This is a genomic window from Rhizobium sp. K33 (assembly GCF_056501445.1).
The window spans coordinates 3,577,578-3,592,334 of sequence record NZ_CP096478.1; the positions used below are offsets into that span (position 1 = coordinate 3,577,578).

At 63.4% G+C, this 14,757-nt stretch carries 14 protein-coding genes; 5 read left to right on the forward strand and 9 right to left on the reverse strand.

What is annotated here, in order from left to right; all coding sequences use genetic code 11:
* Positions 1-10: 10 nt before the first annotated feature.
* Together grxC and M1E12_RS17255 are read right to left on the reverse strand one after the other, a co-directional pair.
* A complete protein-coding gene (grxC, locus tag M1E12_RS17250; protein ID WP_113462133.1) occupies positions 11-265 on the reverse strand; it encodes a glutaredoxin 3 in 255 nt (84 codons plus the stop codon).
* A 46-nt stretch (positions 266-311) separates the two neighbouring features.
* Entirely contained in the window at positions 312-1,076 is a 765-nt protein-coding gene (locus tag M1E12_RS17255; protein ID WP_479562709.1) for a ComF family protein, read from the reverse strand.
* A gap of 71 nt (positions 1,077-1,147) precedes the next feature.
* On the opposite strand from M1E12_RS17255, the gene M1E12_RS17260 reads away from it, so the two are divergent.
* Positions 1,148-2,032: a methyltransferase domain-containing protein gene (locus tag M1E12_RS17260; protein WP_136539655.1), complete on the forward strand. Its 885-nt coding sequence runs from the start codon at positions 1,148-1,150 to the stop codon at positions 2,030-2,032.
* 8 nt (positions 2,033-2,040) lie between these two features.
* On the opposite strand, the gene M1E12_RS17265 is transcribed toward M1E12_RS17260, so the two are convergent.
* From M1E12_RS17265 to M1E12_RS17290, 6 genes are all read right to left on the reverse strand, one after another.
* Positions 2,041-2,214: a Flp family type IVb pilin gene (locus M1E12_RS17265; RefSeq protein WP_113462130.1), complete on the reverse strand. Its 174-nt coding sequence runs from the start codon at positions 2,212-2,214 to the stop codon at positions 2,041-2,043.
* A 58-nt stretch (positions 2,215-2,272) separates the two neighbouring features.
* Positions 2,273-2,593 carry a hypothetical protein gene (locus M1E12_RS17270; protein ID WP_113462129.1) on the reverse strand — a complete coding sequence of 107 codons (321 nt, stop codon included), beginning with the start codon at positions 2,591-2,593 and terminating at the stop codon, positions 2,273-2,275.
* Between the two features lie 98 nt (positions 2,594-2,691).
* The gene (gene mutT, locus M1E12_RS17275; protein WP_136539653.1) at positions 2,692-3,105 is read right to left on the reverse strand and encodes an 8-oxo-dGTP diphosphatase MutT; all 414 of its coding nucleotides are present in this window, start codon (positions 3,103-3,105) and stop codon (positions 2,692-2,694) included.
* Positions 3,102-3,878, reverse strand: coding sequence for a GNAT family N-acetyltransferase (locus M1E12_RS17280; RefSeq protein WP_479562710.1), 777 nt, complete (start codon positions 3,876-3,878; stop codon positions 3,102-3,104). The genes mutT and M1E12_RS17280 overlap by 4 nt, the downstream gene beginning before the upstream one ends.
* Before the next feature lie 7 nt (positions 3,879-3,885).
* Positions 3,886-5,127, reverse strand: coding sequence for a bifunctional glutamate N-acetyltransferase/amino-acid acetyltransferase ArgJ (argJ, locus tag M1E12_RS17285; protein ID WP_310243005.1), 1,242 nt, complete (start codon positions 5,125-5,127; stop codon positions 3,886-3,888).
* A gap of 65 nt (positions 5,128-5,192) precedes the next feature.
* Entirely contained in the window at positions 5,193-6,044 is an 852-nt protein-coding gene (locus M1E12_RS17290) for a peptidylprolyl isomerase (RefSeq protein ID WP_310243002.1), read from the reverse strand.
* 245 nt (positions 6,045-6,289) lie between these two features.
* Here M1E12_RS17290 and secA point away from each other — a divergent pair, with 245 nt between their 5' ends.
* From secA to M1E12_RS17310, 4 genes are all read left to right on the forward strand, one after another.
* Positions 6,290-8,986: a preprotein translocase subunit SecA gene (gene secA, locus M1E12_RS17295; RefSeq protein ID WP_479562711.1), complete on the forward strand. Its 2,697-nt coding sequence runs from the start codon at positions 6,290-6,292 to the stop codon at positions 8,984-8,986.
* Between the two features lie 108 nt (positions 8,987-9,094).
* Positions 9,095-10,300, forward strand: a complete 1,206-nt coding sequence (locus tag M1E12_RS17300; protein WP_479562712.1) for an acyltransferase family protein — start codon at positions 9,095-9,097, stop codon at positions 10,298-10,300.
* Between the two features lie 61 nt (positions 10,301-10,361).
* Positions 10,362-11,756, forward strand: a complete 1,395-nt coding sequence (locus M1E12_RS17305) for a lipopolysaccharide biosynthesis protein (protein ID WP_479562713.1) — start codon at positions 10,362-10,364, stop codon at positions 11,754-11,756.
* Entirely contained in the window at positions 11,753-13,024 is a 1,272-nt protein-coding gene (locus M1E12_RS17310) for a GNAT family N-acetyltransferase (RefSeq protein WP_479562714.1), read from the forward strand. Before M1E12_RS17305 ends, M1E12_RS17310 begins: the two co-directional genes overlap by 4 nt.
* Positions 13,025-13,057: 33 nt before the next feature.
* Here the strand turns inward: M1E12_RS17310 and M1E12_RS17315 are convergent, their stop codons facing one another.
* Positions 13,058-14,692, reverse strand: a complete 1,635-nt coding sequence (locus M1E12_RS17315; protein ID WP_479562715.1) for an AMP-binding protein — start codon at positions 14,690-14,692, stop codon at positions 13,058-13,060.
* Positions 14,693-14,757: the final 65 nt, after the last annotated feature.

A 14,757-nucleotide genomic window follows, 5' to 3' on the forward strand; every position in this document is an offset into this window, starting at 1 on the left:
GGTCTAATCCTTACTGAGCAAGAAGCGGATCGAGCTTGCCGGCCCGGTCGAGTGCATGGAGGTCGTCGCAGCCGCCGACATGCTGGCTGCCGATGAAGATCTGCGGGAAGGTGTTGCGGCCGGACTTGGCAATCATTTCCTCGCGCAGGTCGGGCTTACCGGTTGCGTCATGCTCCGTATAGGCGACGCCCTTCTTGTCGAGCAGCGCCTTGGCGCTGGCGCAATAGCCGCAGAATTGCCGTGTATAGATCGTGACGTCAGCCATGGAATTCTCCACCGGAAAGCATCGGAGGGACAAGGGATTGGACCCTTCATATAGGCCCGGCGAGCGCCCTTGCAAAGGTCAAAACAGTGACATCCGCAGCCCCTGCCTTTTTCAGGGCAGTCGTCGCCGCACTCACCGTCGCCCCTGTCGTGTAGACATCGTCGATCAGCACCAGCCGTTTGCCGAAGACGAGATCCACCCGTCCCTCCGGCACCTCGAAGGCACCGCGCACATTGAGCGATCGCTGGTTGGCCGTCAGCCCCACCTGTTGCTGGGTCCGCTTGCGCCGCACCAGGGCTTCCGCCAGAAAAGGCTTGCCCGATTGGCGCGCCACATGCCGCGCAAGCTCGGCCGACTGGTTGAACATCCGCATCCGATGCAAGGGCACCGCCAGGATCGCATCGGCCTCTGCGACTTCCAGCGAGGCCGCCCGAACCATCCAGCCTGCCATCATTGGGGCGAGATCCACCCGGTCCCGGTATTTCAGATCATGCACCAGATGGCGCGCCACCCCCTCATGCAGAGCAACCGAGCGGAGCCGATCGAAGACCGGCGGCTGTGCGATTGCCTGCGGTGACACCATGCCCTCGCCGGGATCATGCGCAAAGGGCAGGCCCAGCACCGGGCAGTATGGTTTTTCGATCAGCCGCATCTCTCCCCAGCAGGCCGGGCAGAGCGCGTGATGGCAGGCGACACGGCCATGGCAATGTGCACAGGCGGGTGGATAGACGAGATGAAAGAGCCCGCGCAGAACCGTTCCGGCGCGATGCCGGCTGACGGATGCGCTTTTCTGCACTAAATGAGCCCACATGCATCGACTTTACGCCGCACACGGCGTTCCGCCAATGCCCGAAACCATGCCGAAATCCCGGGATACCTGCCATGAACGAGCTTTTCGACGAAGCCCTGATCGCCCGCAACCGCGAGCGGGCGCTTGCCCGCAACGGCGCCGGATCCGATTTTTTGCTGGAACTCACCGCCCGCGAACTGGCTGACCGGCTGGCCATCGTCCAGCGCCACTTCGATGATGCGGTCGAGCTCTTCGGCGGTACGGGCCTCACCGCGAAAGCCGCGCTCGCCACGGGCAAGATCGGCCAGCTACGGCGGATCGAGACCAGCGCGAGCTTCGGCGACGAGGACCATGAGGTTCGCGCCTCGAATTTCGAGAGCGTGCCCCTCGAGCCTCAGTCGGTCAACCTGATCCTGTCGCCGCTGTCGCTACACCTCACCAATGACACGCCGGGCATGCTGATCCAGATGCGTCGCGCCCTGAAGCCGGATGGCCTGCTTCTCGCGGCGATCCCGGGTGCCGGCACTCTGGCGGAACTGCGCGAGGTGCTGCTTGCAGCGGAAACCGAGATCTACGGCGGCGCAAGCCCCCGCGTCGTGCCCTTTGCCGATATCAGAGACATCGGCGCGCTCCTGCAGCGCGCAGGCTTCGCCTTGCCCGTCATCGACGAGGAAAGCTTCACCGTCCGTTATGATCACATCTTTGCGCTGATGCGGGACCTGAAGGCCATGGGCATGGCAAACCCCTTGAAAGGCCGCAGCCGCCGTCCTGTCTCGCGCAAGTTCTTCCTGCGTGCAGCCGAACTCTATGCGGAGCGCTTCTCAGATCCGGATGGCCGTATCCGCGCCACCTTCTCGATCGTCTTCGTATCGGGCTGGGCGCCGCACGAGAGCCAGCAAAAGCCGCTCAAGCCCGGTTCGGCAAAAATGCGCCTCGCCGACGCGCTCGATCCTACGAAGCGCATCATCGAGCCCTGAAGGAAGGATCAGTCGTTGGCGTCTGCAAAGTGGGTTTCGACGGTGTTGAACGTGTTCAGCAGCGATCCTGTGAAGGCGCTATAGCCGGACAGCAGCGCCACACTGATGATGGCTGCAATCAGGCCGTATTCGACGGCGGTTGCACCGCGCAGGTCGGACATCAACTGACGGAAGAGATGCATTCTGGCTCCTGATGATCTGGACCCGAGATGGTTGCCCCCCGCCCCCGGCCGTGTTGGGTTAGCAGCCGGGGCCGGAGCCGTAGCCGTCGATGATGCAGACGGAACCGGGCGTTTCCTGAAGCACGCTGCGGCGGATCGTGTACCGCTTGCCGCTGTCGTCCTTCGGGATGGACCCGGTGGTGATCATGTCGAATTCATCCGGCTGAAAGGCCAGGGTCTTGCGGTCGGTCTTGGAAGCAAGCATCGGCGTCAGGACCAACGACAAAGCGATCGCGGCCGTGCCGAAAAGCAGGGCGATGTTCAGGACCCCGGTCCTGCCAGTCTTGATCGAAGACCGCTCTCGGGACCGTGCGGCCTTCCAGAAATCCTCGTTTACCATATTACGCTCCACACACGTATCCGACGCATGAACAGAGCGTATATTGCGGTCAGGGTTATAAACTTTTGATTAACGACAGCGATACAAACAGAGACTTCTTACAGAAGGTCCTGCAGAACGGGAATGAGCGGTTCGTCCGCCGGCGGCATCGGATAGTCGCGAAGAGCCTTGGCCTTCACCCACTTGATCGCCTGCCCCTCGCGGCCCTGCGGAATACCCTCATAGCGCCGGCAGATGTAAAGCGGCATCAGCAGATGAAACGTCTCGTAGGTATGGCTGGCAAAGGTCAGCGGCGCGAGGCAAGCGACCTTGGTCTTGATGCCGAGCTCTTCCTCAAGCTCCCGCACCAGCGTCTCCTCCGGCGTCTCGCCGGCTTCCACCTTGCCGCCCGGGAATTCCCAGAGCCCTGCGAGCGACTTGCCCTCGGGGCGTTGCGCGAGCAGGATCCGGTTGTCGGTGTCGACAAGCGCGCAGGCCGCGACCAGCAGGATCGGCTTCTTTCCCTCGGTCATGCGGCAGCCTTTCGCCAGTAGACGTAACGATAGGCTTCCGCGAAACCCATCTTGCGATAAAGCGCCAGCGCTTCGGCATTGTCGGCCACGACCTGCAGCCATGCGGTGCGGGCACCGCGCATCCGCGCCCAGCGCAGCGCTGAACTCAGGATCTCGACGCCAAGCCCCTGTCGGCGACGATCCGCCCTGACCGCAAGCGACAGGATGCCCGCAAGGTCGTTGTCCTGTACGCAGAGTGCGGCCGCAAGCGGCCCTTCGGCCGCATCTTCGATGACGAAAAGACCCGATGGCGGCTTGATGCCGGTGATGATCTCCGCGAGCGCCGGCTTCAGCGTGGGATCGCTGCCATGCACGGCGATATCCGCGTCCACATAGCGCCCGACATCCTGCGTCGGCAGATGGTCGAGCGTGTCGGGAAAGGTCATGTTTGCGAGATCCGCGGTCATCGTCACCACGTCCTCGAAGCTCTCCCAGCCGTCAGCGGCGAGGAAATCGATGAGCGGCTTCGGCGACAGCGGCGTCTGGCGCACCAGAAGCGGCCGCCCGTGGGCTTCGAAGCGCTTGCCCGCCTTCTCGATGCGGATCGCGATGTCGCGGCTGTCCGAGGGATCGAGCGGCACGATGCAGTTCAGTCGCTTGCCCGGATGCCCGCCGGTCAGCCGCACCTGCCAGCTGCCGTCATAGACGACATTGCTCGCCGGCCAGGCCCGGAAGCCGACCGCCTCGAGACGCCGGACGAGCGGCAGGTTGGGATCGCTTACCATTGCATGCATTCAGACGTCAGCTCCGATAGTCGCCATTGATGGCGACATATTCCTTGGTCAGGTCGCAGGTCCACACTGTTGCGGTGCCGGAACCGAGACCGATATCGACGGTCACCGGGATGTCCTCCCGCTCCATCACGGCCGTTGTCGCCTCTTCCGAATAGTCAGGATCGCGCTCACCGTTGACGGCGACGCGAACATCGCCGAACCAGATGGCCAGTCGGTCGCGGTCCGCCATCTCGCCGGACTTGCCCACCGCCATGACGATGCGGCCCCAATTGGCATCTTCGCCGGCAACGGCCGTCTTGACCAGCGGCGAGTTCGCGATCGAGAGCGCGATCTTCTTCGCCGCCAGATCGCTCTCGGCGCCCTTGACGGTGATCTCCACCATCTTGCGAGCCCCTTCGCCATCGCGGACGACCTGCAGCGCGAGATCCTTCAGAAGATCGTTGAGTGCCGTCTTGAATTCGCCGAGCCGGGCATCGCCCGCGTCGCTCACCTTCGCCTGCCCATCGGCACGCGCAGCGCCCGTCGCAAACAGCATCAGCGTGTCCGAAGTCGAGGTATCGCTATCGACGGTGATCGAATTGAAGCTCGGCTCGACGCCAGCCGAAAGAAGCCCCTGCAGGGCGGCCGGCGCGATATCCGCATCCGTCACCACGAAGGACAGCATCGTCGCCATGTCGGGCGCGATCATGCCCGCACCCTTGGCGATCCCGTTGATGGTCACGGTCACACCGTCGATCCTGGCACTGCGGGTCGCGACCTTCGGGTACGTATCCGTGGTCATGATCGCCTTGGCGGCCTCGAACCAGAAATCACCCGTCGCGTCCTTGGCCATCTGGTCGAGGACGCCGGCAAACTTCGTCGCATCCAGCGGCTCGCCGATGACGCCGGTCGACGCGAGATAGATTTCGTTCTCGCCACAGCCGAGTGCTGCAGCCGCCGATTTCGCGGTGAGCTCCGTCGCGGCTTTACCCTTCACGCCGGTGAACGCATTGGCATTGCCGGAATTCACGACCACGCCACGCGCCACGCCGTGCGGCAGGTTCTGCCGGCAAAAATCGACAGGCGCCGACGGGCACTTCGACTTGGTGAACACACCCGCGACGGCGGCCGGCTGGTCGAAGGCCATCAGCAGCACGTCGGTGCGGTTCTTGTACTTGATGCCCGCTGCGGCGGTTGCCATCCGCACACCGCGGATTTCAGGCATCTCGGCATAGGTTTTCGGAGCGAGGGGAGAAATGCTGGAAGACATGGCGCGGCCCGTAATGGAAGGCCCGCAAACTGCGGGCCTTGAGAAAAACAATGATGCGGCGAAGCTTACTGCTGCTCGGCCTTGTTCGCCTCTTCATAGCCCTTGCGCAGGGCTTCGTCGGTGATCTCGATCTTCTGCTCGCTCTTCGCCTTTTCGATGAGGGCGAGATACTTGTCGCGCATCACCAGCTGGCGCACCTGCTGCTCGACGGCTTCGAAAGCCGGCGGCGGCGCATCGCGCTTGTCTTCGAGCAGAATGACGTGGAAGCCGAACTGGGTCTGGACCGGGGTCTTCGTATAGGCACCCTTTTCAAGCGCAAAGGCAGCCTGTTCGAATTCCGGTACCATGCGGCCCTTGGTGAAGTAGCCGAGATCGCCGCCTTCGGTCTTGTTCGGATCCGTCGACTTTTCCTTGGCGATTTCGATGAAGTCCTTGCCGGCGTCGAGATCGGCGATGATCTGCTTGGCCTCTTCCTCGGTCTTCACCAGGATGTGGCGGGCGCGAACCTCTTCCTGCTTCGGAAGCGCTGCGATTTCCTTCTCGTAACGAGCCTTGACCTCGTCCTCGGTTACGGCGTCGACGACGTTCTTCTTGAAGAAGGCATTGTGCAGCTCGCGCTCGGCGATGAAGGCCATGCGGCGCTTGTATTCCGGATCGTCCTGCAGGCCGGCAGCGGTCGCGTTGGCGGCGAGCAGCTTCACGTCGATCGCGCCCGAGAGAGCGGCAACCTTCTTCTGTTCGTCAGGAAGCTGGGCCAGCTGCGGATCGAGGTTGGCGATCGCCAGGTCCAGTTCCGACTGGGTGATCTCCAGGTCGCCGACCTTGGCGACGACCGTGGTGTCCTGAGCAAAGGCCGCGCCGGTCAGGGCCGAGATGGAAACGCAGGCGGCAAGCACGATTTTGTTGAGGCGAAGCATGAAAGACCTTTCGGATGGTGAACCGTTTGAAGACCGTTCGAATCGGGCAAAAGATTGTCAGATGCCCGGCGACCGAGGGGATTTGGCACCAGCCTGCGCCGTTGACATCATTCGACCCCCCTCTTATCTGTCACGCAACCTCGCGTCCAGAGTAGTTTCGGGACGCATTGTGCCTATTCGACCGCGCTAATGGTGGTCCGGAAGGTACGTCAACGATATGACGAAGGTCAGAAAGGACCATCGATATGGTCAGTCTTGGTGGACTTGCGCGCAAAATCTTCGGCTCGTCGAACGAGCGTCGGGTGCGCTCCTATGGACCGCGTGTTGCGGCGATCGGCGCCCTCGAAGAAAAGATGAAGGCGCTGTCGGATGCCGAACTTGCCGCCAAGACCGAAGAATTCAAGGCACAGCTCGCCGCTGGCAAGACCCTCGACGACATCCTCGTCCCGGCCTTTGCGGTGGCCCGCGAAGGTGCCCGTCGTGCACTCGGCATGCGTCCTTTTGACGTACAGCTGATCGGCGGCATGATCCTCAACGACAATTCCATCGCGGAAATGAAGACGGGTGAAGGCAAGACGCTGGTCGCGACGCTGGCCGTCTACCTCAACGCGCTTGCCGGCAAGGGCGTGCATGTCGTGACCGTCAACGACTACCTCGCCCGCCGCGATGCTGCGACCATGTCGAAGATGTACGGCTTCCTCGGTCTGACCACGGGCGTCATCGTGCACGGCCTCTCCGACGACGAGCGTCGTGCGGCCTATGCCTGCGACATCACCTACGCGACGAACAACGAGCTCGGCTTCGACTATCTGCGCGACAACATGAAGTATGAGCGCGCCCAGATGGTGCAGCGCGGCCATAACTTCGCGATCGTCGACGAAGTGGACTCGATCCTCGTCGACGAAGCCCGCACGCCGCTGATCATCTCCGGCCCGCTCGATGACCGTTCTGAACTCTACAACACGATCGACGCCTTCATCCCGCTGCTGACGGAAGAAGACTATGAAATCGACGAGAAGCAGCGTTCGGCAAACTTCTCCGAAGTCGGCACCGAAAAGCTCGAGAACCTGCTGCGCGAAGCAGGCCTCTTGAAGGGCGAAAGCCTCTACGACGTCGAAAATGTCGCGATCGTCCACCACATCAACAATGCGCTGAAGGCCCACAAGCTATTCCAGCGCGACAAGGACTACATCGTCCGCAACGGCGAGATCGTCATCATCGACGAATTCACCGGCCGCATGATGCCGGGCCGTCGTTACTCCGAAGGCCAGCACCAGGCGCTTGAAGCCAAGGAAAAGGTGCAGATCCAGCCCGAGAACCAGACGCTCGCCTCGATCACCTTCCAGAACTACTTCCGCATGTACAAGAAGCTGGCCGGCATGACCGGTACGGCGGCGACCGAAGCGGAAGAATTCGCCAATATCTACGGCCTCGAAGTGGTCGAAGTCCCGACCAACCTGCCGATCAAGCGTATCGACGAGGACGACGAGGTCTACCGGACCTTTGAAGAGAAGTTCAAGGCGATCATCGAGGAGATCAAGGCCGCCAACGAGCGCAACCAGCCGGTTCTCGTCGGCACAACCTCGATCGAAAAGTCGGAACTGCTCGCCAACATGCTGAGCCAGTCCGGCTTCAAGGACTTCAAGGTCCTGAACGCCCGCTACCACGAGCAGGAAGCCTACATCGTCTCCCAGGCCGGCGTCCCCGGCGCCGTCACGATCGCGACCAACATGGCCGGCCGCGGTACCGACATCCAGCTCGGCGGCAACCTCGAAATGCGCCTCGAGCACGAACTGGCCGAGATGGAGCCGGGTCCGGAGCGCGACGCCAAGGCCGAAGCCATCAAGGCGGAAATCGCATCCCTGAAGCAGAAGGCGCTCGAAGCCGGCGGTCTCTACGTGATTGCCACCGAACGCCACGAAAGCCGCCGTATCGACAACCAGCTGCGCGGCCGTTCCGGCCGTCAGGGCGACCCTGGCCGTTCGAAGTTCTACCTGTCGCTCCAGGACGACCTGATGCGCATCTTCGGCTCCGACCGCATGGACGGCATGCTGCAGAAGCTGGGCCTGAAGGAAGGCGAAGCCATCGTCCATCCCTGGATCAACAAGGCGCTGGAGCGCGCCCAGAAGAAGGTCGAAGCCCGCAACTTCGACATCCGCAAAAACCTTCTGAAATACGACGACGTCATCAACGACCAGCGCAAGGTCATCTTCGAACAGCGCATCGAACTGATGGACGCCGCAGACGTATCCGCGACCGTCACCGACATGCGCCATGAAGTCATCGAGACCATGGTGGGCATCCACGTTCCCCCGAACGCCTATGCCGAGCAGTGGGATGTCGCCGGCCTCAAGCAGAAGGTCGCGACCACCCTCAACCTCGACCTGCCGGTCGATGCCTGGGCGGCGGAAGAAGGCATCGCTGAGGACGACATCTACAACCGCATCATGGAAGCCGCCGACAAGGCCTATGCGGAGAAGTCGGAACGCTTCGGCCCCGAGCTGATGGCCTATGTCGAGCGCTCCGTCGTTCTGCAGACCATCGACAACCTCTGGCGCGAGCACATCGTCAACCTAGACCACCTGCGTTCCGTCGTCGGTTTCCGTGGCTACGCCCAGCGCGACCCGCTGCAGGAATACAAGGCCGAAGCCTTCGAACTCTTCCAGGCCCTGCTCGCAAACCTGCGCGACGCCGTGACCATGCAGATGTCGCGCGTCGAACTGGTACGGGAAGCCCCGCCGGCACCGACCCCGCCGCCGATGCAGGCCCATCACATCGACGCCACGACCGGCGAGGACGATGTCGGCGAAGGCTCGGCCGTCCCTGCCAGCGATCGCGATCCGCAGGATCCGAAGTCCTGGGGCACCGTCGGCCGCAACGAGCCCTGCCCCTGCGGCTCCGGCAAGAAGTACAAGCACTGCCACGGCGCGCTCGAGGCCTGATCCCCAGGCCCTCCGGTTTGAGGCTTTCTCAACATTTCGCCTGTAGTCTCCGATGATGAGGGGAACCGCGCCGCCCGGCCCGGTTCCCCTTTTCCTTTGGAGGTCGGAATGTCGGCTGGTTTAGCACGGGAGCATCAGTGGGATTCGCTGCGCGCGTTCCTGATGCTTCTCGGCATCCCCTACCACGCCGCCATGGCCTACAATGCCCGTGTGCTCTGGGATATCCAATCGCCCGACAAGAGCGAGATCCTCACCTTCCTCAGCGGCGTTCTCGTCACCTTCCGCATGCCCGCCTTCTTCATGGTCGCCGGCTATTTCGCGGTGATGATGCTGGAGAAGCGGCCGCCCGTGCCATGGCTGCGTGGCCGCCTCACCCGGCTCGGTGTCCCCTTCCTGACCGGCCTCGTCCTGCTTGCCCCGCTCCAGGTCGCGCTGATCGACCTCAACGGTGCGATGACCGGCACCACATCGCTTCCGACGGCTCTTGATCGCGCCGTCTCAGACGTGCTCCATCCGGGCTTCAGCTGGATCATGCATCTCTGGTTCCTCCCCGCGCTGATGGCTTACAGCATCCTGCTGGCAGTGGCATGGCGCCCACTTCACCAGACACCCTTGGCGAGCCTGATGGCACGCATCCATCGCCACGCTGTCGCCCATCCCTTAATGAGCCTCTCGGCCCTCGCCTTTGCGATCGCGTGCTGGGAAGTCAGCGTCCACCTCTCCCATCAGGCCATGCTCTCGCTGCCCGGCACGCTGCCCTATCTCCTCGCCCACGGCATCGACCCCTATCTGCGTTACCTGCCTTTCTTCCTGGTCGGCGCGACCCTGAGAAGCGCACCGCCCCTCCGGCAAGCCTTCGTCTGGCAGAAGGGCTGGCAACTCCCAACCATAGCGATCATCGCAGCGGTACTGGCATCCCTCCTGCGCGGGCGCGGCGCTTCCGAGATCGAGGCGCTTTACAACGCCGTGGACGGTGCCGCCGCCATCCTCGTCAGCCTTGTCGTCATCGGCATTGCCGAACGCTTCTGGAACCGGCCGGATGCCCGCGTCGACCGGATCGTCGTCGCCTCCTTCACGATCTACCTCCTGCATCATCCGATCATCTACGGCCTCGCCACGATCGGGCTCCTGGTCCACTGGCCTCCCATCCTTGAATTCCTCCTGATCTGCGTGGTGACCTTCGTCCTCTCCTACGCAGCACACCGCCTGATCCGCCTCTCGCCGGTCGCGCTCTTCCTCTTCAACGGCCTGCCGATGAGCCGCAAATCCCTGGACGACAGCCGTCCGCAAAGCGGCATCACCACACTTCGTTAACCCTGATCTGTCATCACTGGAGCCCACACCCGATCCAGCGAGAAGTATTGCGTCCGTACCGATGACTGTTCTGGAGACAGCGGAAAAATGGTTGCCCGCGGGCCCGCGTCTGGTCCGTGCGCTCCGTGCCGAAGGCGAAACGGCCCGCGCCCAGCGCATGGCCGCGACCGCCTTCGCCATCCGCGTCGCCAGCGCCGGCATCGCCTTCGTTTCGCAGATCATCCAGGCCCGCCTGATGGGCGAGTTCGAATACGGCATCTTCGTTTTCGTCTGGGTGCTGGTGGTGCTGGCCGGCAACTTCTCCTGCCTCGGCTTCCACACCGCCGTCATCCGCTTCCTGCCGCAATATGACCTTGAGCGCGCCGAAGCCGAAATCCGAGGCCTCACCTCCACGGCGCGCCTCTTCGCCATGACGAGCGCCAGCATCCTGGCTCTTACAGGCATTTCGGCCCTGCATCTCTTCGGCGACAGCATCGAGCACTATTACCTCGTGCCCCTCTTCCTCGCCGTCTTCGCCCTCCCGATGATCGCCCTCGGCGATGTGCTGGACGGCACGGCCCGCGCCAACCGCTGGGCAATCCTCGGCCTGAGCCCGACCTATATCGTCCGCCCCAGCCTGATCCTGATCTTCATGCTGGGCGCGGTCGCCGCCGGCGCGCCCGCAACCGCCGTCACCGCCATGCAGGCAGCCCTTGCCGCGACCTATATCACCTCGCTCGGCCAGTTCCTGATGGTCGATCGCCGCCTGATCGATCGCTTCGCCAAAGGCAGCCGCCGGATCGACTTCTCCGCCTGGATCAAGGTCGCCCTGCCGATCTTCTTCATCGAAGGCTTCGGCTTCCTGCTCACCAATTCGGATGTCATCGTTGTCGGCTTCTACCTGCGGCCGGACCAGGTGGCCGTCTACTTCGCCGCGGCAAAGACCATGGCGCTCGTCCAGTTCGTCTTCTTCGCCGTAAAGGCTGGCGCCACGCCGCGCTTTTCCGGCCTGATCGCCGAGAACGACCGACAGGGCCTCGCAAGCTTTGCCGTTACCGCCGCCCGCTGGAGCTTCTGGCCGTCGCTCGCTGTCGGCGCCATCGTGCTGATGCTCGGCGAACTGCTGCTCGGCCTCTTCGGCTCCGCCTTCACGGCAGGCTATGTCCTGATGGTCATCCTCTTTGCCGGCAACATGGCCAAGGCCCTTGTCGGTCCCGCCGAAATGCTGCTCACCATGGCCGGCCGCCAGCAGCTCTGTGTCGCCGTCTATGCCGTGGCGCTCGCCTGCAATATCGGCCTCAACATCACGCTGATCCCCGCCTGGGGTCTGGCAGGCGCCGCCACCGCAACCGCGACGGCCATGAGCGTCGAGGCGCTCCTTCTGCATCTGGCCGTCCGCCGCGCACTCGGCATCACCGTCTTCGCGCTTGCCACGCCGCATGCCCTGACGCCCCGCCCGGAGGCCGTCCACCCATGAGCGATCGCATCTACAACGAGAGCATGAACAGCGACGCCAACCGTCTGGTCGGCAGCCTCGCAGGCGGCCCCGCGGCCCCCGTGGCCGATCTGGAAGTCTCGGTCGGCCGCCCCGGACGGCGGCTCAGCGTCTATCCCGGCCAGATAGGCTACGAGCTTCAGGACGAGCTCGAATACCTCACCTATCGCGTGATGGAGGCCAACGTCTTCTTCGCGCCGCGTTTCCTCGCGCCCGCCATGCCGCGCCTGGAAGAGCGTCAGGTTCGCTTCGCCGTCATCCGCGACGAGGACGAGCGCCGCTCGCGTCTGCGCCTGCTCTTCCCCTTCTCGGTCGAAAAGCCCGGCTTCTCTGTCGGCCCCTCGATCATCCGCGTCTGGGCCAATCCCTTCGGCCCGCTCGGCACCCCGCTTGTCGATGCCGAAGGTGCCGCCGAAACCATCGACAACCTGCTCGAAGCGCTCGCAAGACCGGAAGCGCGCCTTCCCGGCCTGCTAGTGATCCCCGACCTTCGCCTCGAAGGCCGCTTCGCACAGCTTGCACGTGCCGTCGCCCTTGCCCGCGACCTGCCGCTCACCGTCACCAACGAATTCCAGCGGCCCATGCTGCAGAGCTTCGAGGATGGCCCGAACTACCTGCAGGCGGCTCTGAACAAGAACCACCTGCGCGAGATGCGCCGCCAGTTCCGCCTGCTCTCCGAGCATGGTTCGGTCACCTACAACGTCGCCCGTCAGCCGGATGAGATCCGTCTGCGGATGGAAGAATTCCTGGCCCTGGAAGCAAGCGGCTGGAAGGGGCGCAAGCGCTCCGCCATGGTCAACGACCGCCTGCGCGCTGCCTTCGCCCGAGAGGCGATCACCAATCTCGCCGAAGCCGACGCCGCGCGCATCCATACGCTCGATCTTGACGGCCGGGCGATCGCGTCCATGGTGGTCTTCATCATGGCCGGTGAGGCCTATACCTGGAAGACGGCGTTCGACGAGACCTATGCCCGCTTCTCGCCCGGCAAGCTCCTGATGGCCGATCTCACCGAATGGCATCTCGACGATGCCAACATCGTGCGCACCGACAGCTGTGCCGTGCCGGACCATCCGATCATGAGCCGTTTCTGGAAGGAGCGCGAAGCCATGGGCACGCTGGTGATCGGTCTGAAGCCGAACGCGGACCGCGACGTCCGCCAGGTCGGCGCGCAGCTGCACATGTACCGCAATACCCGCAACATCGCCCGCATCCTGCGCGACAAGGTCCTGAACCGCCGCTTCGGCAACTGAGCGCGCGGCGGGTAGAAGGATCAATCTGCCGGCTCAGCTCGCCTTGGCGATTTCCTGATCCCGCAGCAGCCGGCGGATCACCTTGCCGCTCGTCGTCAGCGGCAACTCGGCCACGAATTCGATCTCGCGCGGATATTCATGCATCGACAGCCGGTTCTTGACCCAGTCACGGATCTCGGCCGCAAGGACCGGATTGCCGGCATAGCCGTCCTGCAGCACGACAAAGGCTTTCACGATTTCCGTCCGCAAGGCGTCCGGCTTGCCGATGACCGCTGCGAGCCGCACCGCCGGATGCCCGATCAGGCAATCCTCGATTTCCGCCGGGCCGATGCGATAGCCGGAAGAGGTGATCACATCGTCGTCGCGGCCGAAGAACTGCACATAGCCGTCCTCGTCCTGCCGGCCGAGGTCGCCCGTCTTCATCCAGTCGCCGACGAACTTGTCCGCCGTAGCCTTCTCGTTGTTCCAGTAGCCCAGGAACATCACAGGATCCGGTCGCTTGATCGCCACCTGCCCCGTCTCGCCGACCGGCACTTCCTGTCCGTCGCCGTCGATGATCGCCACCTCATGGCCGGGCACGGCCTTGCCGATGAAGCCTCCTTTGCTCACGCCGAGATGGGCGGCCGAGGAGAGCACGAAATTGCATTCTGTCTGGCCGTAAAATTCATTCGGCACGATGCCGAGCACAGACTTCACCCATTCATAGGTCTCGCGACCCAGGGATTCGCCCGCCGAGCCGATGCTGCGCAGCACGAGATCGTAAGCCTCACGCGGCGCCTCCACGGCCTTCAGGAGCCGGAGCGCCGTCGGCGGGATGAACGCATTGCGGACCTTCATCTCCGACATGATGCGGAAGGCCATATGCGGGTCGAACTTCTGCGCCGGCGAGGAAACGACCGGAACACCGAGCATCAGGGCCGGCAGAAGGGCATTCAGAAGTCCGCCCGCCCAGGCCCAGTCGGATGGGGTCCAGACCTTGTCGCCCGGCTGCGGCAGATAGTCATGCGCCAGTTGGAAGCCTGGGATATGACCGGCAAGCACCCGATGCCCATGCAGCGCGCCCTTGGGCGGCCCAGTCGTTCCCGAGGTGTAGATCATCAGCGCAGGTGTATCGGGACCACTTTCGGCGATCTCGAAATGGATGGGCTGGCCATCAATCAGCGCGTGGAAGCCCATGACATCAGGCCCGGGCCCGTCGATCGAAATCACCGTCTCCAGGGCCGGCAGCCTCGCCTTGATCGTCTTCAGGCGCGGAAGACCGAAGCTGTTGGTCACGATCACCTTGGCGCCGGCATCCCGCAGCCGGTATTCGAGCGCCTCTTCGCCGAACAGCAGCGCCAGCGGAAGCGCAATCGCGCCCATCTTGTAGATCGCCACATGCGCGACGACGGTCTCGAAGCTCTGCGGCAGGAGCAGCGCAACGCGGTCACCGACCAGGACATGAAGATCGGTCAGCGCATGCGCCAGCGCGGAGGATTGCGCTGCAAGCTCCCGGTAGGTCATCGAGAGGTGTTGGCCGTCGGGAGAAAAATGCTGGAGGCAGACCTGATCCGGCGCCTGGGCTGCCCAATCGTCGGAAACCACGCGCCCGATGTTGAAGTCGGCTGGAATATCCCAACGGAAATCCCGGCGAAGTGCCTCGAAAGTATCGCGCGGCTCAAGCAGCATGGCTGAGGTTCCGGATCGTCATGCTGTCTCTGCTAACATTCATCTCGCAGATGCACAACAACAGG

Excerpts from the sequence above, each read along its gene's own strand:
- grxC (WP_113462133.1), bottom strand. The coding sequence starts at position 265 with ATGGCTGACGTCACGATCTATACACGGCAATTCTGCGGCTATTGCGCC.
- M1E12_RS17255 (WP_479562709.1), bottom strand. The coding sequence starts at position 1,076 with ATGTGGGCTCATTTAGTGCAGAAAAGCGCATCCGTCAGCCGGCATCGC.
- M1E12_RS17260 (WP_136539655.1), top strand. The coding sequence starts at position 1,148 with ATGAACGAGCTTTTCGACGAAGCCCTGATCGCCCGCAACCGCGAGCGG.
- M1E12_RS17265 (WP_113462130.1), bottom strand. The coding sequence starts at position 2,214 with ATGCATCTCTTCCGTCAGTTGATGTCCGACCTGCGCGGTGCAACCGCC.
- M1E12_RS17270 (WP_113462129.1), bottom strand. The coding sequence starts at position 2,593 with ATGGTAAACGAGGATTTCTGGAAGGCCGCACGGTCCCGAGAGCGGTCT.
- mutT (WP_136539653.1), bottom strand. The coding sequence starts at position 3,105 with ATGACCGAGGGAAAGAAGCCGATCCTGCTGGTCGCGGCCTGCGCGCTT.
- M1E12_RS17280 (WP_479562710.1), bottom strand. The coding sequence starts at position 3,878 with ATGCATGCAATGGTAAGCGATCCCAACCTGCCGCTCGTCCGGCGTCTC.
- argJ (WP_310243005.1), bottom strand. The coding sequence starts at position 5,127 with ATGTCTTCCAGCATTTCTCCCCTCGCTCCGAAAACCTATGCCGAGATG.
- M1E12_RS17290 (WP_310243002.1), bottom strand. The coding sequence starts at position 6,044 with ATGCTTCGCCTCAACAAAATCGTGCTTGCCGCCTGCGTTTCCATCTCG.
- secA (WP_479562711.1), top strand. The coding sequence starts at position 6,290 with ATGGTCAGTCTTGGTGGACTTGCGCGCAAAATCTTCGGCTCGTCGAAC.
- M1E12_RS17300 (WP_479562712.1), top strand. The coding sequence starts at position 9,095 with ATGTCGGCTGGTTTAGCACGGGAGCATCAGTGGGATTCGCTGCGCGCG.
- M1E12_RS17305 (WP_479562713.1), top strand. The coding sequence starts at position 10,362 with ATGACTGTTCTGGAGACAGCGGAAAAATGGTTGCCCGCGGGCCCGCGT.
- M1E12_RS17310 (WP_479562714.1), top strand. The coding sequence starts at position 11,753 with ATGAGCGATCGCATCTACAACGAGAGCATGAACAGCGACGCCAACCGT.
- M1E12_RS17315 (WP_479562715.1), bottom strand. The coding sequence starts at position 14,692 with ATGCTGCTTGAGCCGCGCGATACTTTCGAGGCACTTCGCCGGGATTTC.